The sequence below is a fragment of the Micromonospora zamorensis genome, assembly GCF_900090275.1.
GTDB classification, from domain to species: Bacteria; Actinomycetota; Actinomycetes; order Mycobacteriales; family Micromonosporaceae; genus Micromonospora; species Micromonospora zamorensis.
In genome coordinates this window covers 4,915,799-4,936,618 of the sequence record NZ_LT607755.1, presented here as the reverse complement: position 1 = coordinate 4,936,618, position 20,820 = coordinate 4,915,799, and the positions used below count along the sequence as shown (strand labels likewise).

Sequence of the window (20,820 nt, the reverse complement as noted above, 5' to 3'; positions counted from 1 at the left end):
GTTGGGATTGTCTGTTACCGAGACGTTGCTGGTCTTCGTCGGCATCCCGCTGGCCGCGGTGCTGGTCATCGCCGGCCTCACCTATGCCGGTAGCAGCGGTGGTGCCACCGGCGGTGGCCGTGGTGCCAAGCGCTACCGCCCGGGCCGGCCCTTCGACTTCACTCCGGTCTGGTTCCTGGGCCGCCCGGAGCAGCTGGCCGACTCGGCCGGCACCGCGCTGACGGCGGGGGCGCAGGCGCCCGCGCTGACCAGCCACAAGCTTGAGCAGGCCAGCGTCGAGGCGCCGGCCGGTGGAACCGGAGGCGCAAGTGACCGTTGGTGAAAAGCACGCCGGGTCGGAAAATCCGCCCGAGGTGCTGGACGGGCCCTTCTCGACCCGCCAGCTGCTGCGCATCGACGAGGCGTTGCGCCTTGCCGACCAGGGCACCGGCCTGGTCTTCTCGGTCTTCGTCGGTGGTCTCGACGAGCCCGTCCGGGAGCACGCCCAGCGGCTGCACCGTCAGCTCGCCGACCCGGACAAGTCGGTGCTGATCGCGGTGTCGCCCAACCAGCGTCAGCTGGAGATCATCACCGGCCGGTACGCGCGCAAGCGCATCCCCGACACGTACGCCAAGCTGGCCGCGCTCTCGATGGCCGGCGCGTTCAGCGGCGGTGACCTGGCCGGCGGCATCATCAACGGCCTCGACCAGCTCTCCAGCCACGCCGGCAAGGGCTGAGCCTCTCCTCGTACGACGAAGCCCGGCCCGCGAACAGCGGGCCGGGCTTTCGGACCTTAACGGGGCCAGGCGGAGGGGTCGAGGCGCATCGGCCACGGCTCGTTGATCTGCACCGGGTCGTCTGGGCCGACCGTGCCGAGCAGGTTGTAGTGAACGCCCTTCACCAGCTCGTAGCGATATATCACGGGGCCGAAGTCGCCGCGCTCGACCCGCCAGTAGGCGGGAATGCCGAGCTCAGCGTAGAGCGCAGGCTTGGTGAACCGGTCATGCCGACGGCTGCTCGGTGATTCCACCTCGACGACAAGCGCCACATCCGCTGCTTCGATCCAGGTGCCGTCCGCAGGGGCCGTCGGCTTCAGCACGGTGACATCAGGAATGAGATTGCTGCCGGCGGCACGAAGCCCCGCCTCCCGGATTACCCGCCATCCGGTCGGCGTCGCCGCTCGCAGGGCTGCCCGTAGTTCATCGGCCAGTTCCTGGTGTCCGAAACCCGGTGGTGGGGTCACGTGCAGGCTCCCGTCGATGATCTCGTAGCGGTTCCCATCCTCGGGAAGGTTGGACAGGTCCTGCTCGCGCCACTCGCGCGCAGGGGGTCGCCACTCGTAGATCGGCTGTGCCATCACGTCCACCTCCTTTCGCAACCATAACGGCCCGTGCCGGCGTCGGCTCGCGCCCACGCCGGCACGGGCCGCGTACCCCTGATCAGCTCTGCTCGGCGTCCTTCGCGCGGGCCTTGAGCGCCCGCAGCACGCCGTCGCGGCCCTCGGCGACCAGCCGGCGCAGCGGGCCGGGGTGCCCGTCGCCGGCCAGCCACGCGTCGGTGGCCGCCACCGTGTCGTCCTCCACCAGGTAGGCCGGGTATGCCAACTGGGCGAACTCCTGCGCCGGCTCGCTGTCCCGGGTGGCCCACACCTGCGCCACCGTCTCGAAGTACCGCTCCCGGTACGGGGCGATCAGCTCCACCTGCGTCGGGTGCGCGAAGCCCTGCAACAGCGCCCGGTGCCGCCAGTTGGGCAGCGCGTCGGGGCCGGTCAGCAGCGCCCACAGGGCGGCCTTGTTCTCGGCCGTCGGCAACAACGCCTGGGCGTACGCGGCCTCCCGCTCACCGCTCGCGGTGCGGTCGCCGGCCAGCTCCGCCTCGATCTCGGCGGCACCGGCCGCGCCGTTGGCCACCAGCGCGGCGAGGACCGACCAGCGCAGCTCGGTGTCCACGGTCAGCCCGGCCGGGATGCCGGTGTCGTCCAGCCAACCGCGCAGGGTCGCCAGGTCCTCGTCGGAGCGGGCCGCCGAGGCGAACGCGCGGGCCCAGGCCAGCTGGAAACCGCTGCCGGGCTCGGCGCTGGCGAGCGCGTCCCGGGCGGTACGGGCCAGGTCGGCCCAACCGGTCGGCGCCCAGGCCGGGTCGGCGTACAGGGTGAGCGCGGTGGTCGCCTGCCGCAGGGTGGCGGTGACCAGGTTGATGTCGGTCTCGGCGGGCAGCCCGCTCAGCGTGAGCGCCACGTAGTCACGGGCCGACAGCTCGGCGTCGCGGATCATGTCCCACGCGGCGGTCCAGCACAGCGCCCGGGCCAGCGACGACTCGAAGCCACCGATGTGCTGCACCACGTTGGCCATCGACCGGTCGTCGAGGCGCAGCTTGGTGTAGCTCAGGTCGTCGTCGTTGAGCAGCAGCACGTCGGCCGCCCGGACACCGCGCAGCTCGGCGAGGTCGGTCCGCTCGCCGGTCACGTCCACCTCGTAGCGCTCGCGACGGACCAGCCGCCCGTCGGTGAGGTCGTACAGGCCCACGCCGATCCGGTGCGTCCGCAGCGTCGGGTATGCCGTCGGCGCCTCCTGGAGGACCGCCACCTGCTCGTAGGTGCCGTCCGCGCCGATGGTCACCTCCGGGCGGAGCGTGTTGACCTGTGCGGTCTCCAGCCACTGCGCCGCGAACTTGCGCAGCTCCCGGCCGGAGGCCGCCTCCAGCTCGGTGAGCAGGTCGTCGAAGGTGGCGTTGCCCCAGGCGTGCTTGCCGAAGTAGGCCCGCAGCCCGGCGACGAACGGCTCCTCACCCACGTACGCGACGAGTTGCTTGAGGACGCTCGCGCCCTTGGCGTAGGTGATGCCGTCGAAGTTGACCTCGACGGCCTCCATGTCCGGCATCTCGGTGTAGACCGGGTGCGTGGAGGAGAGCTGGTCCTGCCGGTAGCCCCAGTTCTTGCGGATGGACAGGAACGTCGTCCACGCCTCGGTGAACCGGGTGGCATGGGTGTTGCACCAGTGGCTGGCCCACTCGGCGAACGACTCGTTGAGCCACAGGTCGTTCCACCAGCGCATGGTGACCAGGTCGCCGAACCACATGTGGGCCAGCTCGTGCAGGATCGTGTTGGCCCGCTGCTCGTACTCGAAGTCGGTGACCTGCGAGCGGAACAGGTAGTGCGACTCGGCGTGCGTGACGCAGCCGAAGTTCTCCATCGCGCCGGCGTTGAAGTCGGGCACCCAGAGCTGGTCGTACTTCGGCAGCGGGTAGCGCACGCCGAACTTCTCGTGGAAGAAGTCGAAGCCCTGCTTGGTGATCAGGAACAGGTCGTCGGCGTCCAGGTAGCGCGCCATCGACGCGCGGCAGAACACCCCCAGGTCGATGCCGTCGTGGCTGTCCCGCACCTCGTGGTACGGGCCGGCGCACATCGCGGTGATGTAGGTGCTCATCCGGGGCGACACGGTGAAGTGCAGGGTCTTGAGCCCCTCACCCGCCGGCTCCTCGCGCTGCACGGGCATGTTGGACACGGCCCGCCAGTGCGCCGGCACCGTGGCGTGCCAGGTGTAGACGCTCTTCAGGTCGGGCTGGTCGAAGCAGGCGAACACCCGCTGCGCGTCGGCCGTCTCGAACTGGCTGTAGAGGTACGTCTCGCCGTCCACCGGGTCGACAGTGCGGTGCAGACCCTGGCCGCTGTTGGAGTAACCGAAGTCGGCGTCGACGACCAGCGTGTTGTCGCTGTCCAGGGAGGACAGCACCAGGCCCTTCTCGGCCGACCAGTCGGAGAGGTCGACGGGGGAGCCGTTCAGCGTCGCGGAACGCACCGACTCGGCGGCCAGCTCGATGAACGTGCTCGCACCCGGCTCCGAGCAGCGGAAACGCACCTCGGTCGTGGACCGGAACGTGCGGCCGTCCGCCGCCAGCACGGCGGTGGACAGGTCCAGACTGATGTCGTACCCCGTCACATTGAGCAGGCGGGCCCGCTCGGTCGCCTCGACCTGCGTCAGGTTGCGCACTCCCGGCACTGTTCGTCTCCATCCCAACATCTCGCCGTACGCCCGGCGGCGCCCGTCTGCCAACCGCTCGTGGCGGCCGGCCCGAACCGAGTCTTCCATGTACGAGCAGCCCGCGGTGGCCGAGGTCACGCTCTCATTCGGGTGCCGCTCGACGGGCTGCGGGGTGAAGATTCCCCTGAGACGCCGGACTGCCGGCGCCCCCCGTCGCGAAGGGACCTCACCGTGACCGATCGTGTCACCGCCGACATGTGGTTCGACCCGGCCTGCCCGTGGGCGTGGATCACATCCCGCTGGCTGCTTGAGGTCGAGCAGGTCCGTGACGTGGACATCCGTTTCCACGTGATGAGCCTCGCCGTGCTCAACGATGGCCGGGACGAGCTGCCCGAGGAATACAAGGAGTTCCTGAAGACCGCCTGGGGCCCGGTGCGGGTCTGCATCGCCGCCGAGCAGCGGTACGGCAACGACGCCCTGCGTCCCCTCTACACCGCGCTCGGCACCCGGATCCACCTCGGCAAGGAGGAGCGGGGTCACGAGCTGTACGTCGCCGCGCTGACCGACGCCGGTCTGGACCCGGCGCTGGCCGCGGCCGCCGACAGCACCGACCACGACGAGGCGCTGCGGGCCAGCCACGAGGCCGGGATGCGCCCGGTCGGGCAGGACGTCGGCACGCCGGTCGTCCACGCGCCCGGCCCGGACGGCACCCCTGTCGCGTTCTTCGGCCCGGTGATCACCCCGGCTCCGAAGGGGGAGGCCGCGGGCCGGCTCTGGGACGGCGTCCTGCTGGTCGCCGGCACGCCGGGCTTCTACGAGCTCAAGCGCACCCGGGAGCAGGGCCCGATCTTCGACTGAGGTGTGCCCAGGGGCCCCCGGTCGACGCCCGGCGTCGATCGGGGGTCCTTTCCATCGCCGACCACCTCCGCAGCGCGCCCCGCTCGGCGTGTCGCGTCGTGGCGATGCCCGCCCCGTCACCGGGAGACCGCCGCGCTCGTTGGCCTGCATGTCCGCCGCAGCGACCCGCAGGGCCGCACCCCGCAGTTCGTGGAGGCAATCCCGATGGCCAAGCACCGTGCGTCCGGTGACGATCAGCTGACCCGGCAGGGGGTGATCGACACTCCCGGCGCGGCCTACTGGTCCGTTGACGACTCCCGCTGGCCGGCGGTCCGTCCGGACCTACCCGCCCATCTGGTCGACCTGCTCGCGCCGCCCATCGTGGTGGGCGTGGCCCGGGTTCCGGTGACCTCCCGGCTCTCACCGCCCACGTCGGCCGACCCTCTGACGTCGGCCGTCGACTCCGGCCCGACCGACCTCGTGGCGTCCACCGCGGCGTCGCCCGTGCCGGCGCTGCCGGTCCCGGCGCCGCCCGTCGCGACGCCGCCCGTCCCGTCGGCGGCGGCACCGGCCCAACCCGCGCCGCCTCCGCCGGCGCCCGCCCCCTCACGTCCGGTGCCCACGCCGCCCATGAGCCCGCGACCCGTCCCGTCGCCGCCGCCCGAGCGGCCCGTGCCGGGGCCGCCCGCGTCACCCCGCCGTGCCGTGAACACCGGGCCGGTCGGCAACGGCCGGCGGGGCAACGGCGGGCCGGCAACCGCAGGCAGGCACCGCCGGGGCGCGTCCGACCGCACCGGCTGACCACTCCGCCCGGCCTGGCGCTTTCATCTGGTGGACCCCCCGCGGGTCCCCCGTCGACGGCGACACCGTCGCCGGTAGCGTCAGCGGGTATGACGGTCGTGCATCCGATCTCCCGGGCGTGGGTCACCACTGGTGGCACCGGCGCGCAGAACTACGACGAGTTCGCCGACGACGCGGAAATCACCGCGATCATCGAGGCGAACCCGCACAGTGCCCTCGGCATCGAGATGCCGCACCGCGCCCCGCAGAGCCTGGGCAGGTCGTTCCTGGACGCATTGCCGGACGCGGTCGCGCGCCTCGCCGAGGCCAAGGCGGACGGCAGCTACACCCCCGCCGAGCAGGTGGTGGTGCTCTACCGGATCACCGCACCCGGCGAGGAGCCGGCGTACGGGCTGTTCGCGATGGTGGACACCGACCAGATCTCCACCCGGGCCGACGAGCCCGGTCTGGTCATCCGCAACGAGGACGTCTTCATCGCCAAGGTGCGCGAGCGGGTGGCACTGGCCGAGGCGCTTGGTCACCTGCTCTCACCCGTACTGCTGCTCCAGACCGGGCGCGGCGACGAGCTGCACGCCGCGCTCGCGTCGGCGACCGAGATGTCCGGCGCGCCCGCCGCGACGGACACCGACCAGGCGGGGCGCACGCACGCCATCTGGCTGCTCGGCCCCGGGCCGGAGCAGGCCGCGTTGACCGCTCTCGCCGGCGGCGGGGAGCTGGTCGTCGCGGACGGCAACCACCGCAGCCTGGCTGCCCAGACCGGCGGGCTGTCGCGCTTCCTGGCCGTGGTCACGACCCCCGCGTCGGTGGCCATCCAGCCGTACAACCGACTGGTCAGCGAGCTGACCACCACACCGGCCGAGCTGCTCGACCGGCTGCGGGCTGCGGGCGCCGAGGTCGAGCCGATCGACGGCCCGGTCGAGGTCCCGCAGGGTGGCGGCACCGTGCACCTCCGCCTCGACGGCCAGGGGTACGCGGTGCGCCTGCCGGCGACGGCCTCCGCCCGCCTGGAAAACCTGGACCACGCTCTGGTCGAGCGGCTGCTGCTGCGCGACGCGCTCGGTCTGGACCCGGGCGACAAGAGGATCACCTACGTCGGCGGTGACTACCCGGCGAGCTGGCTCACCGGTGAAGTCGACGCAGGGCGGGCCGAGCTGGCCATCCTCATCGCGCCGGTGACCGTTGCCGACTTCGTCGCGGTGAACCTCGCTCGGGAGAAGATGCCCCGCAAGAGCACCTGGTTCACCCCGAAGGCGCGGGGCGGTCTGGTCGTCGCCGAGCTGCCGCGCTGAGCGTTCCCCGGCACGACCGTGTGACGAACCCGGCTCTCCGACGCCGCCCCCGCGACGTCGGAGAGCGCGGCCTGACAGACTGCCCGGTATGCGCGTCTACCTGGGATCCGACCACGCCGGTTTCGAGTTGAAGGTGCACCTGGCCAACCACCTGGCCAAGCAGGGGTACGACGTCGTCGACGTCGGCCCGCACAGCTACGACCCGGACGACGACTACCCGACGTTCTGCCTGCACACCGGCGACCAGGTGGTGGCCGACGAGACAGGCCTCGGCGTGGTCATCGGTGGGTCCGGCAACGGCGAGCAGATCGCCGCCAACAAGGTCGCCGGCGTCCGCGCCGCGCTGGCCTGGAGCGTCGAGACCGCTCAGTTGGCGCGCCAGCACAACGATGCGAACGTCGTCGCGATCGGTGCCCGGCAGCACACGTTGGACGAGGCCACCGGCATCGTCGAGGCGTTCCTGAACACGCCGTTCTCCGGCAACGAGCGGCATGCCCGTCGGATCAACCAGGTCGCCGAGTATGAGCGGACCCGGCAGCTGCCCGTCCTGCCCTGAGGTCAGCGCGGCGAGCGGGGCAACTCCTCGCGGGGCACCCAGTTTCGGCGGACGACAACCACCCGGGCTTCCGCCTCGGCCAGATCCTCGTCGGTGGGCCGGGCGGCGTCCCGGGCCCGCAGCGCGGCGCTCAGGCCCACCTGGGACGAGCCGGAGCCGACCAGCCCCCGCAGCCCCCGCTCGCCGTCGCGCTCGTCGCCACCCGGGCCTCGACGGCGCGGCGGAGGGTCGTCACCGTCATGCACCCCGGGGGTGCTGACCGTCGGGCCGTCGGCGCTGCGCCCGGCCGGCTCCGAGTCGGGGTGGTGGCGTAGCCGTCGCCGTCGTCGGTCGGGGTCACCCATCAGCCGACCGTACCCTGCCCGGGGTGGGATTCGGCACTGTCGCGTCGGCCGGCGTCTCGGGCGGGGTCGGCGACCAGTTTGCCGGCTGGCTACCCTCGGAATCAGGCGGTGTTGTTGCCGTCGGTCAGGGGGAGGACAAGATGGCAGACCAGACGCAGCCGTGGGCGGAGCGGACCGTGGAGGTGCCACCGCAGGCCGGCGTCGGGGTGCCGCCGCAGCGTGACGGGTTCCGCCGGGGTGTGGCCCCGGTGGGCCAGCCGCGCAGCCCGCGGACCGAGCCGTTCCCGGTGGTGGAGCAGGAGCCGACCGGCACCGGCTGGCCCGGCGAGCCGGCCCCGCGCCGGTCGCTGAGCTCGCGGATGTCGCAGCTCCGGCGTGGCGGTGAGTGGAGCGCGGCGGCCGGACTGTTCGCCTTCGTCTGCTGGGGGATCTGGGCGCTCTCCGGCCAGGGTGACCTGAGCGGTCCGCTGCTGGTGCTGGTGCTCAGCCTGCTGGTGGCGGTCGGCCTGTTCGCCCTGTTCCGGTTGGTCGGCCGGGTGGTGTTGGAGCGGCAACTCGGTCGGGTCCGGCGCGGTGCGCGCGGCGCCCACCTGGCGACGGCGGTGTTCCTCGTCGGCCTCGGTGTGGCCTGGCTCCAGCAGACCGAGTGGGTCGTCTCGGCCTGGAACTGGATCTCCTCGAACTGATCACGGGCGCGTACGGGCGGGTCGGCTCTGTGCCGCCCGCCCGTACGCCCGGTCGCGGCACGCCGCGACGCCGGTCGTCTCCCCACCAGGCAAGGCTGCTGCTTACCCGGCCGGCCACGGTTCATCCGTGGCCGGCCGGTTCGACTGGTGCCCCGTTCGGGGCGGCTCGATCCGCTCGGTGTTGCGGTCAGTGGGTGCCGCCGTGCCCCTCGGCGTCGGCGCGGGGCGAGGCGACCCGGGCGGCCGGGTCCTCGACGCCGGGCTCGCCGCCGTCAGGGGCCACCATCCCGTCGTAGTTGTAGAGCGGCTGGCCGTCGTCGTGCTGCTTGGTGGTCTTGATGTAGCGGTGCATCATGCCGTCGATCTCCAGCTCGACGAGCGCGTCGCCGCCGGTGTCGTGGGTGCTGCCGTCGCGGGGGCCGCCAATCAGGTGGGCCGTGGTGTTCGTGTCCATGAACAAGCCCTACCCGCGAGCCGTTGGGCGGAAACAGATGAAATGTCGGCGGGCGGTGCCGTGCCCGGCGTGCGGGCACGGCACCGCCCGGGAGATCAGGCAGCGGGCTGGGCCGCCGCGTAGTCGCGGGCCACCCGGACCATTTCCACCAGTCCGCCGGCGTACTCCTGGGACTCGCCGTGTGCCTCGTCGAACGGCGGCTGGAAGCCGACGCCCTCCCACTGGTTGGTCGCCGGGTTCCACCGGTCGTTGCCGACCTCGAAGTCCCAGGCGAAGATGCCCAGCTCGTAGTAGAGCTGGTCCGCCGAGTTGCCGGCGGCGGAGTAGAGCACGTCGGCGACCGGCCCGGTCTGCGACGGCCAGGTGACGGTGCCGCGTTCCTGCGCGATGGCGCCGACGATCCGCCGGGCGCTGTTGAGGAACAGCGTCGACTCGTCGATCGACGGTCGCGGCAGGGTGACCCGGCCGTCGGCCCGGTACGCCCCCGGCGGCCACATGAAGTACCCGCCGTAGGAGTGCACGTTCATCGCGAACTTGATGTTCGAGTGGGCCTGGGCGAGCGCGATCACGTTGCTGCTCTCCGCCTCGGACAGCTCGGCGGTGCCCGTGTAGGTGCCGGAGAGGCAGTTGGCGCTGGCGCCCACGTAGCCGTCGAAGTACGACCCGACGGTGTAGTTGCGGTTGATGTCGACGCCCCACGAGGTGCGGTACTTCGGGTCGCGGGCCGCCCCGGTGCAGTGGTTGACCAGGTTCTTGCGCTGCATGTTGAAGTCGTTGAACGAATAGTTCGCGCCGTCGGGGTTGACCGTCGGGATGACGAAGATGTCGACCTGCTCCAGCAGCTCTCGGGTGGCCGGGTCGGTCCGGGCGTTGGCCAGCATCCGCTCGGCGAACTCCAGCGTCACCAGCGGCGTGGCCCACTCCCGGGCGTGTTCCTGAGAGTAGGCGAGCACGCCGACCCGGGAGCCGTCACGGTGTACGCCGAGGCGCAGCGCCTGCACCGTCCAAGGCCGTGCCGGCACCTCGGTGCCCTGCAACCCGTCGTCGAGCCGGGCCGGACCGGCGACCGGCATGGGCAGCCCGGTCGAGCCGTCCTCGACGGTGGCCCGGAAGCGGTTCGGTTGGCGGGCGTTGATCGCCGCGGCGACCTCGTCGGTGGTGCTCACCGCCTTGCCGGCGGTGTCGGTGGCCAGCGACACGGTCAGCACGCGATCGCGGTAGCGGACGGTCAGCGGTCGGTTGCGCCGGCCCGGGTCGACCGTCCGCACCTGCACGCCGTTCATGCCCTGGTCGCCGAAGCGGACCGACTCGACCACCACGGCCGCCACGGCCGGGTCACCCAGGTACGCGACGGCGTTGCGCCGGTATCCCTGGGTCTTGTTCGGTAGGTCGATCACGTCCACCAGATCCCGGTACTGGCGGGCCAGCCGCTTGATCCGCGCCTGGATGTCGGTCGGCGTCAGGTACGCGTCGATGAAGTCCTTCTGGTAACCGGCCGGCAGGGGCGGCGGGGTGGCGTTGGGCCAGAACGTCGGCGTGACCACGCGGCTGGCCCCGCCGAGGCTGGAGCTGGCGGTCAACTGGACCGGCCGGTTCGGCACCGGCTGGGGAAGGTTGTAGTGGTACTGGTACTCGCCGGAGTCCTCGAACCGGTAAAGCGGGAACGACCCGGTGGCGCCGTCCGCCGTTCGCCAACTGACGGTGATCTCGACGTCCGGGTCGTCGGTGGCGGTGGTGGCCACCTGGGCCTGGAGGAAGGTCTGGCCGCTTGTGGTCCACCAGTACGCCTGCTGCACCTGGAGGGTGTCCACCGCCGCAGCGGCGGTGGTCCGCTGGCCGGCGGCCGGAGCGCGCAGCCCGGCGGCGGTGCGGGCCTGCGCCGCGCGAACGCTCTCGGCATGGTGCCGGCTGCCGTCCCCGGCACGCTGCACGACCTGTACGGCCTTCGCGCCCTGGGCGGTCAGCTCGGCGAGCTGCGTGCCGCTGAGCACGAGGTCGGCGAGGATCCGCCCGTCCCGCGCCCGGGGCCGGTTGGCGAGGTCCGCGCCGGTGGCGACGAGCCGGTCGAGCTGTGCCTGGTCACGTAGCTGCACCCGGACCAGGGCGGTCTCGGTGGCGCTCAGGGTGATCGGTGGTGCGGAATCGGCGGGTGCCGCGGTTCCCGGAGCGGGGTGGGACAGCACTGCGCTGAACAGGATCGCTGTGGTGGCGGCAGCTGTCCACCGTCGTCGGACGATCATGTGCCCTCCTGACGGACATCGATGTACCTGGTCCTTACACCAGTGCATAGATCGACACCTGTCAAGGTGATGCGTCGGTTGTAGCCTCCGGACGTCGTTCGGCGTTGATCGGGTGACATGTCCGCGAGTTCCGGAGCAACCCGGCGGGCCAGACCCCGCGTGACTACCTCGAAACGGGGATCGGAGGCCTGAATGAGCGATCGCGACAAGGCGTTCGCCGAGTACTTCGCGGCACGGTCCGGTGCCATGCGCGGCACCGCGTACCTGCTGTGCGGCGACTGGCACCGCGCCGAAGACCTGGTCCAGACCGCGTTCGTCAAGCTCTACCGGGTCTGGAACCGGATCTCCCGGCACGAGGTGCTCGACAGCTACGTGCGCCAGATCCTGATCCGGACATTCCTCGACGAGCGCCGTCGCGGCTGGTGGCGGCGTGAACGGGTGGGTGGCGAGGACACCGACCAGGTGGCCCCGCCCGACTCGGCGGAGAGCCGGCTGGTGCTGCTCCAGGCGCTGGCCCGCGTGGCACCGCGCCAGCGGGCCGTGCTGGTTCTGCGCTACTGGGAGGACCTGTCCGTCGAGGATGTCGCGGCGCTGCTGGAGTGTTCTCCAGGGACGGTGAAGAGCCAGGCGGCACGCGGGCTCGACACGTTGCGCGGCCTCCTGGCACCCACGTACAGCGGGATCGAGATGGGGGAGCGATGAACGAGGAACAGTTGCGCGAGGGTCTGCGCAGCGAGATGGCGAGCATTACCCCGCCACCACCATTGAGTACGGGAGCAGCGCTCGGCGCGGCCCGGCGGACGCAGTTGCGCCGCCGAGCGGTGTGGGCGTCCCTCGGATCGGCGGCTGTCGTGCTGGCGGTCGCCGGCTTCGCGGCCGTCACCACTCCGGACGGCCGCCTCTACCAGCCGGCGGGCAACGGGCCACTGGCATCTCCGGACGCGTCGGGGGACACCAAACAGGCGTGGCCGACCGGGCCCGACGGTCGACCGCAGGAGGACCGGACCGCGCGAGCCGGGTCCAAGCACGACCAGGGAGTTCACCTGCTCAACGAGGCTGTCTCGGTCATACCCTCCGGCTACACCACGCCGGAGGATCCGCCGAGCCGGTCCGCCGAGGAGCGGACGCTGCGGACCCACCAGGCGCAGTTCGAGGACAAGGTGAACGGCGTCGACGTGTGGAGCTACTCGTCCTCCGTGGCCGTGGCCCAGGGCAACGGCACCGGGCGCGTGATCGTCGAGGTGCACGACGCCGGTAACCCGCTGCCGACCGAGCCGTGCGCCCTGGCCCAGAACTTCTGGGGCATGCAGGGCGAGTGCCAGGTCGAGACGGTGGGAGCGGTGCAGGTCGGCGTGGTGGTCCGGCCGGGCAGCGACGAGCGGCTCGACCAGTGGTCGGCGTACCGGCACCCGGATGGCGTGGTGGTCTTCGTGGCGCAGGGTGTGACGCTCGACGAGAGTCGGCCGGCGTTGACGAAGCTGCCGTTCTCCGTGCCGCAGCTGGCGGCCCTCGCCGTCGACGAACGGTTTCACCTGAAGTGACACGGCAACTCGGCTGAGCCGAGTGGGTCCAGGTGCCGCGACCGTGTGGCCCACCTGGGCCTTGCTGTGCGTCAAGGCCCGCCGCCGGGATCATCCGGTGTCGTGCGGTTGTAGCGTCAGCGCCCATGAGCTGGCTGCCCGACGATTTCGTCCACCCCGTCCACGTGCCCGTGCCCGGCACCACGCTTCACCTGCGGCCGATCCGGGAGGCGGACACGGCGCTCGACTACCCCGCGGTGATGGGCTCCCGGGAGCGCCTGTGGGAGATCTTCGGTCCGGCCTGGGCGTGGCCGAACGAGAAGATGACCTACGAAGAGGACCGCATCGACCTGCTGCGGCACGAGGTCGAGATAGCCGCGCACCAGTCGTTCAACTACGCGCTGCTGGACGCGGACGAGACGGCGATCCTGGGCTGCGTATACGTCGATCCGCCCGAGCGCGCCGGCTCGGACGGCGAGGTTTCCTGGTGGGTGGTGGACGACCTCGTCGGCGGCGAGGCGGAGCGCGCACTCGACGCGCTGGTGCCGCAGTGGATCGCCGCCGACTGGCCCTTCCGGCAGCCCCGTTATCTGGGCCGCGACATCGCCTGGCAGGAGTGGCTCACGTTGCCGCGCGCCTCGTGACGCGTACGGGATGATCCGGGGCGCGCCGGCCTCACCGGCGCGCCGTGAGGGGCACGAGGACGGCGACGGCGACGCCAAGCGTGCTGGCGCCGACGGCCCACCACCAGAAGAACCCCGAGAAGACCGAGGCGATCAGGAGTCCCACGCCGAGGCCGGCCAGCAGGCCGAGTGCGAACAGGGCCCGTGGGGGCAGGGCGAGATGCGGCAGGCGTCGTACCACGAGCACCTCCAGCCATGTGCCGCCCACCGTCAGCAGCGCCGCGCCGACCACGTCCACGGCCGTGAGTCCGTGACCTTCGCTGAGGGCGACGAGGACCCTGCCCTCGTCGCCCGCCGGGACGAAGAGGACGAGCACGCCGGCGACGACGAGCAGAGCGGCAAGAACGACCTGCCTGCGCGGAGCGCCCTCACCCTTGTGCGACACCGCCACAGTCTCGGCCATCCGCCACCGGTCGCGCAGGAACCGTATCGACGGACAGTGGCCTCGGCTGGCCCCTGATGTCCTCGCGCTGAGCACTAGGGATGGATCGCGCAGGCTAGGCTGTGCCGCACTGTGACGGGGGTGGGCCGGTGGGACCTCGACTGCGGCACGTCGCGATGTTGCTGCTCGGCGCGGTGCTGCTGGGCACGGCCGGCCTGGGCGTCGGCTCCTGGTACGGCGGCCGGGGCGCCATGCCGCTCAGCCCCGACCGGTCTCAGAGCGTGGCGGAAGAGCTGCTCCCTGGGGCCGAGCCAACCGGCTCGGTGATCGTGCGCGGCTATCGGTACGGCGAATTTCTGGCTACCGACGACCTCGGCGGGAGTCACGTGGACTTCCAGTACGGCGAAGGTGCCGACTGTGCGCTCTCGGAGCAGCTGCGGCGCACCGCCGCGACGCGGGGTTGGCAGGAGCTCCGTCGCGTGCCGGGTGCTCCGTGCGACGGCTGGCGGGCCGAGAGAGAGGGGCTGACGGCTACGCTCACCCACCGGACGTACGGGTCGAGGCTGAGCATCGCACCGGCCGCGCCCGACGGGTTTCTCGCCGCCACGGTCACCGGTACCCTCCTCGGCGCCGCCGCTGGTGCGGCGCTGTTCTGGCTGCTGGCGCGGCGACGTCCGCCCGTACCCCGGCTGGTCGGCACGCTGGTGACGGTCGCCCTACTCCCGGGCGTCGCCCTCACCTGGACGGACCTGGCCGCGAACAGGCTCGCCGAGCCGGTGTGGCCCATCTGGCGGGCACTCGCTCCCCTGCTGGTGCCGCTGTGGCTTGTGCTCCTGCTGGTGGGCGTGATCGTTCTCGCGAGGCGACAAAACCCGACCATCCCCGCCACCGACGCGAGGCCTGCCGCACGGGGAAGTAGCCCAAGTGCCAGCAGGGGTGGCTAGCCGCTGCCTGCGGGGCGAGCACTCGGGACCTGATGCAACGGATGTGCCACGCGAGCATGCGGGCCGCGTTGATCTACCAGCACGCGACCAGCGAGCGGGATCGCGAGATCGAAGCGGGGGAGTGGCCGGCCGGCCACGGATCGGGGGTTACCGCCTCTGACCTGGGCCGGAGGGCTGTGGAGCGGGCGACGGGAATCGAACCCGCGTAGTCAGTTTGGAAGACTGAAGCTCTACCATTGAGCTACGCCCGCGTGCACCCACCTGAGCGGGTCGCGCCGACAGCGTACCCAATGGCTGTGCCCGGCGCGTAGCCACGCCACCGCCTGACGCGCCGCGTCGTCCCGGCGCCGCGTGGCCACCCCCGAAGATCCGGGTTTCGGGGGATCTGTCCGGGTGGGGGCTGCCCCGGCACCGCCTGAGGCGCGGCGACGGCATAGACTGCTCGTCGCCACGGGGTGTGGCGCAGCTTGGTAGCGCACTCGCTTTGGGAGCGAGGGGCCGTGGGTTCAAATCCCGCCACCCCGACTGTCGTCCGCGGCCGGGCCGCCCCGGGTGCCGCCCAGCGCGGTCCCCGGGCGATGCCGGAGCGTCAGGCCGGCTCGCCTACACTCGATGGGCTGAATCACGCCCAGACTCAACTGAGATCCGTCAAGGAGTACGCCTGTGAAGAGCACCGTCGAGACTCTGAGCCCGACGCGCGTGCGGCTCGCCATCGAGGTGCCGTTCGTCGAGCTCGAGCCGAGCCTCAAGAAGGCGTACCGGGAGATCGGTTCGCAGGTCCAGGTCCCGGGCTTCCGCCGGGGCAAGGTGCCGACCGCGGTGATCGACCAGCGGGTGGGCCGGGGCACCGTCCTCAACGAGGCGGTCCAGGAGGCCATCCCGGAGAACATCCTCGCCGCCGTGCGTGAGCACGACCTCAAGACGCTGGGGCGCCCCGAGGTCGAGATCACCGAGTTCAACGACGGTGACTCGCTGAACTTCACCGCCGAGGTCGACGTCCGGCCCGAGATCACCATCCCGGACACGAGCGCCATCGAGGTGACCGTCGACGAGCTGCAGATCGACGACAGCGAGATCGACGAGCAGGTGAAGAACCTGCGGGAGCGCTTCGCGACCCTCAAGACCGTCGAGCGGGCCGCCGCCGAGGGTGACTTCGTCCAGATCGACCTGAACGCCACCGTCGACGGCGAGGACGTGCCGGGCGGCCAGGCGAGCAACATCTCCCACGAGGTGGGCAGCAAGCAGCTCCTGCCGGGCCTGGACGAGGCAGTGGTCGGCCTCTCCGCCGGCGAGGAAACCACCTTCACCACCCAGCTGGTCGGCGGCGACTTCGCCGGTCGCGACGCCGACGTGGCGGTGACCGTTCGCACGGTCAAGGAGAAGGAGCTGCCCGAGCTGAACGACGAGTTCGCCCAGATGGCGAGCGAGTTCGACACCATCGAGGAGCTGCGCGGCGACCTGCGGGCGCGGGTCACCCAGGGCAAGCAGGTCGAGCAGATCTACGCCGCTCGGGACAAGGCCCTGGCGCAGCTCGTCGAGGCCGCCGAGATCCCGGCCCCGGAGGGTGTCGTCCGCGAGGAGGTCGAGAGCCGCAAGCAGGCGATGGTTGACCAGCTCGAGCGGATCGGCGCCTCCATGGAGGAATACCTCGCGGCCGAGGACAAGACCGAGGAGCAGATCGACGCCGAGCTGACCGAGGCGGCGACCGAGGGCGTCAAGGTCCAGCTCCTGCTGGACACGCTGGCCGACGCCGAGGACGTCCAGGTCTCCGACGACGAGTTCGGTCACGAGATCGTGCACCGGGCGCAGCGCGCCGGGATGGCTCCCCAGCAGTACTACGACCAGCTGGTGCGCTCCGGCGCGGCCGCTGCGGTCTTCGGCGACGTGCGGCGGGGCAAGGCGCTCGCCGCTGTCATGGAGCGCATCACGATCAAGGACGAGGCCGGCAACCCCGTCAGCCTCGACGCGCTGCGCGCCGCCAACGAGGCCGAGCACAACCACTGATCGTCGGGTGCGGCCGCCGTCCGCCGCTGCGCGGTGGATGGCGGCCGTTTCCCTTTCCGGGGTACGGCCCGGAAGCCCGCGCCGCGGGTACGCCCGACACAGCTGCGCTGAGAGCGAACAGTGCCCCGACCGGGACTCTGCCGCCCCGCACAGCGGTTAGTGTCGGGAAAGACGGTACGGAGAGCGAAGGGCTGCCATGACCGACATGCACATCCCCAAGAAGTCGCTCCGGGCGATTGAAGCGCGCGGTGGCGACTCCATTGGCAACCTCGACGACTCGGTCTACAACCGGTTGCTCAAGGAGCGCATCATCTTCCTGGGCAGTGAGGTGACCGACCAGGTCGCCAACCGCATCTGCGCGCAGCTGCTGCTGCTCGCCGCGGAGGACCCGGACCGCGACATCAACCTGTGGATCAACTCGCCGGGTGGCTCGGTCTACTCCGGCATGGCGATCTACGACACCATGCAGTTCATCGACAACGACGTGTCGACAGTGGCGATGGGCATGGCTGCCTCGATGGGTCAGCTGCTGCTCTGCGCGGGCACCAAGGGCAAGCGCTACGCCCTGCCCCACGCCCGGATCATGATGCACCAGCCGTCCGGTGGCCTGGGCGGCACGGCGTCCGACATCGCCATCCAGGCGGAGCAGATGCTCTACACGAAGCGGATGTTCCAGGAGCGGGTCGCGCACCACACCGGCCAAGACCAGTCGCAGATCGAGGCGGACTCGGACCGGGACCGTTGGTTCACCGCCCAGGAGGCCATGGACTACGGCTTCATCGACAAGGTGATCATCGGGGCCGCACAGGTTCCGGATGGCGCCGGGACCCTGAGCTGAGGAGCTGACGATGACCGATCTGAGCCTGCCGCCCCAGTTCGCGGCCGTGCACAACCGCTACGTGCTGCCGTCGTTCGTCGAGCGCACGTCGTACGGGGTCAAGGAGTCGAACCCGTACAACAAGCTCTTCGAGGACCGGATCATCTTCCTCGGCGTCCAGGTGGACGACGCGTCGGCCAACGACGTGATGGCCCAGCTGCTGACGCTCGAGGGCACCGATCCGGACCGCGACATCATCATGTACATCAACTCGCCGGGTGGCTCGTTCACCGCGATGACGGCGATCTACGACACCATGCAGTACGTCCGTCCGGACATCCAGACGGTCTGCCTCGGCCAGGCCGCCAGCGCGGCTGCGGTGCTGCTGTCCGCGGGCACCGCCGGTAAGCGGATGGCTCTTCCGAACTCGCGGATCATCATCCACCAGCCGGCCACCGAGGGCGGCTACGGGCAGGGCTCGGACATCGAGATCCAGGCCCGGGAGATCCTGCGGATGCGTACGCAGCTGGAGGACATGCTGTCCCGCCACTGCAACCGCCCGATCGAGCAGGTTCGCAAGGACATCGACCGTGACAAGATCATGACGGCCGAGGAGTCCAAGGAGTACGGGCTGGTCGACACGATCCTGACCAGCCGCAAGAAGGGCTTGCTGGCCGCCCAGGCCGCTAGCTGAGCAGTACCGGGTCAGAGGTTGGCCGGGGCTTTCGTTCCCGGCCGACCTCTGACACACCCGTTTTGGGGGTCGGAGAATGCCCCGCCAGCGGGTAACGTCGGGTCCGTACCGCTTCGCCGGTCGATCGGCGGGGCGAACCAAGCCGGACGGCGCGCAGCGTCCGCAGGTCAGGGCCGGGTCTCCGGCCGATGAGTGCAGGGAGAACGTAGGTGGCACGGATCGGTGACGGCGGCGACCTACTGAAATGCTCCTTCTGCGGCAAGTCGCAGAAGCAGGTCAAGAAGCTCATCGCGGGCCCAGGGGTCTACATCTGCGACGAGTGCATCGATCTCTGTAACGAGATCATCGAAGAGGAGCTGGCCGAGTCCGGCGAGGTGAAGTGGGAAGAGCTTCCCAAGCCGATGGAGATCTGCCAGTTCCTCGACAACTACGTCGTGGGGCAGGATCAGGCCAAGAAGGCGCTCGCGGTCGCGGTCTACAACCACTACAAGCGGATCCAGGCCGAGGCGGCCAACGCGCCAGGCTCCGGCAATGATGCCGTCGAGCTGGCGAAGTCCAACATCCTGCTGCTCGGTCCGACGGGGTGCGGCAAGACCCACCTGGCACAGACCCTCGCCCGGATGTTGAACGTCCCGTTCGCCATCGCCGACGCCACGGCGCTGACCGAGGCGGGTTACGTCGGCGAGGACGTGGAAAACATCCTCCTCAAGCTGATCCAGGCCGCGGACTACGACATCAAGCGCGCCGAGACCGGCATCATCTACATCGACGAGGTCGACAAGATCGCCCGCAAGTCGGAGAATCCGTCGATCACGCGCGACGTCTCCGGCGAGGGCGTGCAGCAGGCTCTGCTCAAGATGCTCGAGGGCACGGTGGCGAACGTCCCGCCGCAGGGTGGTCGTAAGCACCCGCACCAGGAGTTCATCCAGATCGACACCACCAACGTGCTGTTCATCTGCGGCGGTGCGTTCGCCGGCCTGGATCAGATCATCGAGTCCCGCACCGGGCAGGGCGGCACCGGCTTCGGTGCCCGGCTCCGTTCGGTGTCTGATCGGTCGACCGACGACATCTTCAGCCAGGTCATGCCGGAAGACATGCTCAAATTCGGGTTGATCCCCGAGTTCGTGGGCCGGCTGCCGGTGATCACCAACGTGCGCAGCCTTGACCGCAGCGCCCTGGTTCGCATCCTCACCGAGCCGCGCAACGCGCTGGTCCGGCAATACCAGCGCCTGTTCGAGCTGGACGGGGTCGAGCTGGAGTTCGACGAGCCGGCACTGGAGGCGATCGCCGATCAGGCGATGCTGCGGGGCACCGGTGCCCGTGGTCTGCGCGCCATCATCGAGGAGGTTCTGCTCTCCGCGATGTTCGAGGTGCCCAGCAACCCCGACGCCGCCCGAGTGTTGATCACCCGCGAGGTGGTCCTGGAAAACGTCAACCCGACGATCGTTCCGCGCGAGTTCACCGGGCGCCGTGCCCGGCGGGACCGCGAGGAGAAGTCGGCCTGATCCTCCCCGTGTCACGCCGGCCGCTCAATCCTGACGCGGCCGGCGTGATCGCGTTCGGCGGTCCCATTCGCCCGACCGGGGGACCGCCACCATCATCAGCCGGGCCGCTTCGCCGCTGTCGTCACGCTGACCGCCGCTGGATCCGACGGGAAGCGTTCCGTCGCGCCGACTCGATCGCCCTGTCCACGGTGTCGCGGCTCCCCAGCGTCCCGCTGCCGGTCGTACAGGTGCTGTCGGTGCCCTGGCCCCCGACCGCCGCTGACGCTGTCCACGCCGGCACCTCCCGCCGTACCCTGTGGTCATGCGTGTCGCCGTCTGCCAGCTGAACGCCCGGGACGACCGCAAGGCCAACCTGGCCGCCGCCGAGGTCCTGCTGGAACGCGCCGCCGCCGGCGGCGCGGATATTGCCGTCCTGCCGGAGTACGTCGACTACCTCGGCCCCGCCGCCGGACTGCCGGAGCCGGAGCCGGTGGACGGGGAGGTCGGCAGCTTCTTCGCCGGGATCGCCCGACGGCTCGGCATCTGGGTGGTGGCCGGCTCGTTCCACGAGGCCGGCCCGGACCCGGAGCACACCTGGAACACGTCGCTGGTCTTCGACCGCACCGGCGTCCTGGCAGCGAGCTACCGCAAAATCCATCTGTACGACGTGGAGATCCCCGGTCGGGTCTCCTACCGGGAGTCCGCGAGCGTGGCGCCGGGTGTGCAACCGGTGGTGGTGGACGTCGAGGGCCTGCGGGTCGGCCTGTCGATCTGCTACGACCTGCGCTTCCCGGAGCTTTACCGGCTGCTCGCCACCGATGGCGGCGCACAACTGCTGGTGGTCCCCGCGGCGTTCATGATGCACACCGGGCGGGACCACTGGGAGGTCCTGCTGCGGGCCCGGGCGATCGAGAACCAGTGTTTCGTGGCGGCGGCTGGCCAGACCGGCGACCACGAGCCAGGTCGCACCTGCTTCGGGCACAGCATGGTGGTCGACCCGTGGGGGACTGTCCTCGCCCAGGTGCCGGACGGCCCGGGCGTGTCCGTCGTCGACCTGGACCTCGACCGCCTTGCCGCGATCCGGGCCGAGCTGCCTAGCCTGGCCAACCGCCGGCTCTGACGCCAG

At 70.9% G+C, this 20,820-nt stretch carries 22 protein-coding genes and 2 tRNA genes; 17 read left to right on the top strand and 7 right to left on the bottom strand.

All coding sequences use genetic code 11. The annotated features are described in order from the left end of the window. Window positions 1–7: 7 nt before the first annotated feature. Together ctaJ and GA0070619_RS21755 are read left to right on the top strand one after the other, a co-directional pair. On the top strand, window positions 8–322 hold the full coding sequence (gene ctaJ / locus GA0070619_RS21760) for an aa3-type cytochrome oxidase subunit CtaJ (protein WP_435794572.1): 315 nt from the start codon (window positions 8–10) through the stop codon (window positions 320–322). After that, on the top strand, window positions 309–716 hold the full coding sequence (locus tag GA0070619_RS21755; RefSeq protein WP_088949767.1) for a DUF5130 family protein: 408 nt from the start codon (window positions 309–311) through the stop codon (window positions 714–716). The genes ctaJ and GA0070619_RS21755 overlap by 14 nt, the downstream gene beginning before the upstream one ends. Before the next feature lie 56 nt (window positions 717–772). Here the strand turns inward: GA0070619_RS21755 and GA0070619_RS21750 are convergent, their stop codons facing one another. Together GA0070619_RS21750 and pepN are read right to left on the bottom strand one after the other, a co-directional pair. After that, window positions 773–1,336 carry a Uma2 family endonuclease gene (locus GA0070619_RS21750; protein ID WP_172862091.1) on the bottom strand — a complete coding sequence of 188 codons (564 nt, stop codon included), beginning with the start codon at window positions 1,334–1,336 and terminating at the stop codon, window positions 773–775. Between the two features lie 82 nt (window positions 1,337–1,418). After that, window positions 1,419–3,968 (bottom strand): aminopeptidase N, encoded by a 2,550-nt coding sequence (gene pepN, locus GA0070619_RS21745; protein WP_088949765.1) that lies wholly within the window; start codon window positions 3,966–3,968, stop codon window positions 1,419–1,421. A gap of 222 nt (window positions 3,969–4,190) precedes the next feature. Here pepN and GA0070619_RS21740 point away from each other — a divergent pair, with 222 nt between their 5' ends. From GA0070619_RS21740 to GA0070619_RS21725, 4 genes are all read left to right on the top strand, one after another. Next, complete coding sequence (locus GA0070619_RS21740) at window positions 4,191–4,817, top strand: mycothiol-dependent nitroreductase Rv2466c family protein (protein ID WP_088949764.1); 627 nt, start codon at window positions 4,191–4,193, stop codon at window positions 4,815–4,817. Between the two features lie 204 nt (window positions 4,818–5,021). Next, window positions 5,022–5,597: a hypothetical protein gene (locus GA0070619_RS21735; RefSeq protein WP_197699561.1), complete on the top strand. Its 576-nt coding sequence runs from the start codon at window positions 5,022–5,024 to the stop codon at window positions 5,595–5,597. An 89-nt stretch (window positions 5,598–5,686) separates the two neighbouring features. Then, window positions 5,687–6,886: a DUF1015 family protein gene (locus GA0070619_RS21730; protein ID WP_088949763.1), complete on the top strand. Its 1,200-nt coding sequence runs from the start codon at window positions 5,687–5,689 to the stop codon at window positions 6,884–6,886. 88 nt (window positions 6,887–6,974) lie between these two features. Beyond that, entirely contained in the window at window positions 6,975–7,442 is a 468-nt protein-coding gene (locus GA0070619_RS21725) for a ribose-5-phosphate isomerase (protein ID WP_088949762.1), read from the top strand. A gap of 2 nt (window positions 7,443–7,444) precedes the next feature. Here GA0070619_RS21725 and GA0070619_RS21720 read toward each other — a convergent pair whose 3' ends face one another. Next, window positions 7,445–7,786 (bottom strand): hypothetical protein, encoded by a 342-nt coding sequence (locus GA0070619_RS21720; protein ID WP_088949761.1) that lies wholly within the window; start codon window positions 7,784–7,786, stop codon window positions 7,445–7,447. A 140-nt stretch (window positions 7,787–7,926) separates the two neighbouring features. Here GA0070619_RS21720 and GA0070619_RS21715 point away from each other — a divergent pair, with 140 nt between their 5' ends. Then, on the top strand, window positions 7,927–8,472 hold the full coding sequence (locus GA0070619_RS21715) for a hypothetical protein (protein WP_088949760.1): 546 nt from the start codon (window positions 7,927–7,929) through the stop codon (window positions 8,470–8,472). A 187-nt stretch (window positions 8,473–8,659) separates the two neighbouring features. On the opposite strand, the gene GA0070619_RS21710 is transcribed toward GA0070619_RS21715, so the two are convergent. Together GA0070619_RS21710 and GA0070619_RS21705 are read right to left on the bottom strand one after the other, a co-directional pair. Further along, on the bottom strand, window positions 8,660–8,926 hold the full coding sequence (locus tag GA0070619_RS21710; protein ID WP_088949759.1) for a hypothetical protein: 267 nt from the start codon (window positions 8,924–8,926) through the stop codon (window positions 8,660–8,662). A 95-nt stretch (window positions 8,927–9,021) separates the two neighbouring features. Beyond that, a complete protein-coding gene (locus GA0070619_RS21705) occupies window positions 9,022–11,166 on the bottom strand; it encodes a M14 family zinc carboxypeptidase (protein WP_088949758.1) in 2,145 nt (714 codons plus the stop codon). A 192-nt stretch (window positions 11,167–11,358) separates the two neighbouring features. On the opposite strand from GA0070619_RS21705, the gene GA0070619_RS21700 reads away from it, so the two are divergent. From GA0070619_RS21700 to GA0070619_RS21690, 3 genes are all read left to right on the top strand, one after another. Continuing rightward, a complete protein-coding gene (locus GA0070619_RS21700) occupies window positions 11,359–11,868 on the top strand; it encodes a SigE family RNA polymerase sigma factor (protein WP_088949757.1) in 510 nt (169 codons plus the stop codon). Then, the gene (locus tag GA0070619_RS21695; protein WP_088949756.1) at window positions 11,865–12,707 is read left to right on the top strand and encodes a hypothetical protein; all 843 of its coding nucleotides are present in this window, start codon (window positions 11,865–11,867) and stop codon (window positions 12,705–12,707) included. Before GA0070619_RS21700 ends, GA0070619_RS21695 begins: the two co-directional genes overlap by 4 nt. Before the next feature lie 125 nt (window positions 12,708–12,832). After that, on the top strand, window positions 12,833–13,330 hold the full coding sequence (locus GA0070619_RS21690; RefSeq protein WP_088949755.1) for a GNAT family N-acetyltransferase: 498 nt from the start codon (window positions 12,833–12,835) through the stop codon (window positions 13,328–13,330). Between the two features lie 31 nt (window positions 13,331–13,361). On the opposite strand, the gene GA0070619_RS33140 is transcribed toward GA0070619_RS21690, so the two are convergent. Continuing rightward, on the bottom strand, window positions 13,362–13,772 hold the full coding sequence (locus GA0070619_RS33140; protein WP_088949754.1) for a hypothetical protein: 411 nt from the start codon (window positions 13,770–13,772) through the stop codon (window positions 13,362–13,364). A 128-nt stretch (window positions 13,773–13,900) separates the two neighbouring features. Between GA0070619_RS33140 and GA0070619_RS21680 the strand changes: the two genes are divergently transcribed. Then, on the top strand, window positions 13,901–14,695 hold the full coding sequence (locus GA0070619_RS21680) for a hypothetical protein (RefSeq protein WP_088951961.1): 795 nt from the start codon (window positions 13,901–13,903) through the stop codon (window positions 14,693–14,695). Window positions 14,696–14,872: 177 nt separating this feature from the next. On the opposite strand, the gene GA0070619_RS21670 is transcribed toward GA0070619_RS21680, so the two are convergent. Next, window positions 14,873–14,946: transfer RNA gene (locus GA0070619_RS21670), tRNA-Gly, on the bottom strand. Between the two features lie 200 nt (window positions 14,947–15,146). Here GA0070619_RS21670 and GA0070619_RS21665 point away from each other — a divergent pair. From GA0070619_RS21665 to GA0070619_RS21635, 6 genes are all read left to right on the top strand, one after another. Then, a tRNA-Pro gene (locus GA0070619_RS21665) sits at window positions 15,147–15,220 on the top strand. A 138-nt stretch (window positions 15,221–15,358) separates the two neighbouring features. After that, entirely contained in the window at window positions 15,359–16,699 is a 1,341-nt protein-coding gene (gene tig / locus GA0070619_RS21660; protein WP_088949753.1) for a trigger factor, read from the top strand. 196 nt (window positions 16,700–16,895) lie between these two features. Beyond that, window positions 16,896–17,537 carry an ATP-dependent Clp protease proteolytic subunit gene (locus GA0070619_RS21655; protein WP_088949752.1) on the top strand — a complete coding sequence of 214 codons (642 nt, stop codon included), beginning with the start codon at window positions 16,896–16,898 and terminating at the stop codon, window positions 17,535–17,537. Window positions 17,538–17,547: 10 nt separating this feature from the next. Next, the gene (locus tag GA0070619_RS21650; protein WP_088949751.1) at window positions 17,548–18,210 is read left to right on the top strand and encodes an ATP-dependent Clp protease proteolytic subunit; all 663 of its coding nucleotides are present in this window, start codon (window positions 17,548–17,550) and stop codon (window positions 18,208–18,210) included. Window positions 18,211–18,419: 209 nt separating this feature from the next. Continuing rightward, the gene (gene clpX / locus GA0070619_RS21645) at window positions 18,420–19,715 is read left to right on the top strand and encodes an ATP-dependent Clp protease ATP-binding subunit ClpX (protein WP_088949750.1); all 1,296 of its coding nucleotides are present in this window, start codon (window positions 18,420–18,422) and stop codon (window positions 19,713–19,715) included. 301 nt (window positions 19,716–20,016) lie between these two features. Next, window positions 20,017–20,814: a carbon-nitrogen hydrolase family protein gene (locus GA0070619_RS21635; protein ID WP_088951960.1), complete on the top strand. Its 798-nt coding sequence runs from the start codon at window positions 20,017–20,019 to the stop codon at window positions 20,812–20,814. The last annotated feature ends 6 nt before the right edge of the window (window positions 20,815–20,820 follow it).

Bases quoted from the DNA above. Each gene is read 5' to 3' on its own strand.
- GA0070619_RS21750 (WP_172862091.1), bottom strand. From the start codon at position 1,336: ATGGCACAGCCGATCTACGAGTGGCGACCCCCTGCGCGCGAGTGGCGC.
- GA0070619_RS21735 (WP_197699561.1), top strand. From the start codon at position 5,022: ATGGCCAAGCACCGTGCGTCCGGTGACGATCAGCTGACCCGGCAGGGG.
- GA0070619_RS21730 (WP_088949763.1), top strand. From the start codon at position 5,687: ATGACGGTCGTGCATCCGATCTCCCGGGCGTGGGTCACCACTGGTGGC.
- GA0070619_RS21725 (WP_088949762.1), top strand. From the start codon at position 6,975: ATGCGCGTCTACCTGGGATCCGACCACGCCGGTTTCGAGTTGAAGGTG.
- GA0070619_RS21720 (WP_088949761.1), bottom strand. From the start codon at position 7,786: ATGGGTGACCCCGACCGACGACGGCGACGGCTACGCCACCACCCCGAC.
- GA0070619_RS21715 (WP_088949760.1), top strand. From the start codon at position 7,927: ATGGCAGACCAGACGCAGCCGTGGGCGGAGCGGACCGTGGAGGTGCCA.
- GA0070619_RS21710 (WP_088949759.1), bottom strand. From the start codon at position 8,926: ATGGACACGAACACCACGGCCCACCTGATTGGCGGCCCCCGCGACGGC.
- GA0070619_RS21705 (WP_088949758.1), bottom strand. From the start codon at position 11,166: ATGATCGTCCGACGACGGTGGACAGCTGCCGCCACCACAGCGATCCTG.
- GA0070619_RS21700 (WP_088949757.1), top strand. From the start codon at position 11,359: ATGAGCGATCGCGACAAGGCGTTCGCCGAGTACTTCGCGGCACGGTCC.
- GA0070619_RS21695 (WP_088949756.1), top strand. From the start codon at position 11,865: ATGAACGAGGAACAGTTGCGCGAGGGTCTGCGCAGCGAGATGGCGAGC.
- GA0070619_RS21690 (WP_088949755.1), top strand. From the start codon at position 12,833: ATGAGCTGGCTGCCCGACGATTTCGTCCACCCCGTCCACGTGCCCGTG.
- GA0070619_RS33140 (WP_088949754.1), bottom strand. From the start codon at position 13,772: ATGGCCGAGACTGTGGCGGTGTCGCACAAGGGTGAGGGCGCTCCGCGC.
- GA0070619_RS21655 (WP_088949752.1), top strand. From the start codon at position 16,896: ATGACCGACATGCACATCCCCAAGAAGTCGCTCCGGGCGATTGAAGCG.
- GA0070619_RS21650 (WP_088949751.1), top strand. From the start codon at position 17,548: ATGACCGATCTGAGCCTGCCGCCCCAGTTCGCGGCCGTGCACAACCGC.
- GA0070619_RS21635 (WP_088951960.1), top strand. From the start codon at position 20,017: ATGCGTGTCGCCGTCTGCCAGCTGAACGCCCGGGACGACCGCAAGGCC.